The organism is Bradyrhizobium sp. (assembly GCF_049581145.1).
Lineage (GTDB): Bacteria > Pseudomonadota > Alphaproteobacteria > Rhizobiales > Xanthobacteraceae > Bradyrhizobium.
In genome coordinates, this window is record NZ_JBAURI010001146.1 from 1 (window position 1) to 1,748 (window position 1,748).

Below are 1,748 nucleotides of genomic sequence, written 5' to 3' on the forward strand. Positions count from 1 at the left end.
ACATCCCGCAGTTGAACGACGCAGTTGCCTTCCGCTACATGTAACGTGACTTCACATGGGTCGGACTTTCACCTCCTGACAGAACAACATCACAGACGCACGGTCCCGGCTCAAGGCCGGGACGACGTGGTAGGCGCCTCTCACATAGACGCAGGTACCGGCTTGAGTTAACGCCGACTGTCTTGACCATCGGCCGCAGCACGAAATCTCGATGTCCCGCTGCGGGCGCCGCGCGCGACCCTGCAGAGACCTTGCAGACATCCCCCTTGAGCTCACCAACAAAGGCCTATACAGGAGCGGGACAGGAACAGAATGACGTTCTGCTAGACAGAACGACGATTCGAGAGACCGCTCTCGGGTTCCAGGATTGATCGCCATCAAACAGCGACGGACCGACGATGGAGCGATGCGATCGACCAGGCAGAGGCGAAGCGACGGCGTCTTCGGTCGATGCCGGCCTGATCGCGACGTTCCGGTCGATTCCCGACCTGCTCGCGTGCGACGCTGCGCTGGTTGGGCGGGGGCGATGGCTCGATGTGGATTGCCTGCTCGGGCCGACCATGCGGCCCTTCCATGTCGCAATCCGCGGCGGCCGGATCGTGGAGATGATTCCGGCTCCGGTGCTGATGCGGTCGTGGCGCTTCGCCTATCGCGCCTCGCCTGCGGCCTTCGCCGCTTACTGGGAGCCGATCCCGCCGCCCGGCTGGCACGATCTTTTGGCACTGACCAAGCGCGGCGAGGCGGCATTGGAAGGTGACCTTTATCCTTTCATGGCGCACCTGCAATATTTCAAGGACCTGCTGGCGCTGCCCCGGCACAGCGCCGTCAGAGGCAAGCCGTGACCGGTCATATCGAACCGATCCTCGGCCGCTATGTGCATGTCGACATCGACGGCGAGATCAACCGCATCTATTTCGAAGAAAATGGAACGGGTATCCCGCTGGTCTGTCTGCACACCGCCGGCTCAGACGCAAGGCAATGGCGCCACCTGTTGACCGACGAGGAGTTCACCCGGCAGTTTCGCATCATCGCGTTCGACCTGCCCTGGCATGGCAAGTCCAACCCGCCGGACAGCAGATACAATACCGAATACAGGCTGACCACCGCAGGCTACACCGCAATCATCCGCGCCTTCTGCGCCGCGCTGTCCCTGGACCGGCCGGTGGTCATGGGCTGCTCGATCGGCGGCCGTATCGTCCTCAACCTCGCGATTGATCACGCGCGCGAGTTCCGCGCCCTGATCGGTCTGGAAGCCGCCGACTTCCAGCAGCCCTGGTACGACACGGCCTGGCTGAACCGCCCCGACATTCACGGCGGCGAGGTCTGCGCTGCGTTGGTCTCCGGCCTGATCGCGCCCCAGGGGCCGGAAGCGGCCCGCAACGAAACATTGTTCGGCTACAAGCAGGGCGGCCCCGGCGTGTTCAAGGGCGACCTGTATTTCTACCGCGTCGACGGCGATCTCCGCGGCCGCACCGGGCGGATCGATGTCCGTCAATGTCCGCTCTATCTGTTGACCGGCGAATACGACTTCTCCTGCACGCCGGAAGACACGTTGCGCACGGCCGCCAGCATCGAAGGCGTCAAGGCCGTCGTGATGGAGCAGCTCGGCCATTTTCCGATGAGCGAGAATCCTGCACAGTTCCGCCGCTACATCGCACCAGTGCTTCGGGAGATCATCGCGCAACAGGATAATCAGCGAGGGGCTGGATCATGAAATTACGATTGACTATGACCGTGCTGCTCATCGC

2 protein-coding genes are annotated in these 1,748 nt (G+C 62.7%); both read left to right on the plus strand.

What is annotated here, in order from left to right; genetic code table 11:
* Positions 1–398: 398 nt before the first annotated feature.
* On the plus strand, positions 399–842 hold the full coding sequence (locus WCB02_RS36535; protein ID WP_423966545.1) for a hypothetical protein: 444 nt from the start codon (positions 399–401) through the stop codon (positions 840–842).
* Complete coding sequence (locus WCB02_RS36540; protein WP_423966548.1) at positions 839–1,714, plus strand: alpha/beta fold hydrolase; 876 nt, start codon at positions 839–841, stop codon at positions 1,712–1,714. The genes WCB02_RS36535 and WCB02_RS36540 overlap by 4 nt, the downstream gene beginning before the upstream one ends.
* The last annotated feature ends 34 nt before the right edge of the window (positions 1,715–1,748 follow it).

Bases quoted from the DNA above. Each gene is read 5' to 3' on its own strand.
- WCB02_RS36535 (WP_423966545.1), top strand. From the start codon at position 399: ATGGAGCGATGCGATCGACCAGGCAGAGGCGAAGCGACGGCGTCTTCG.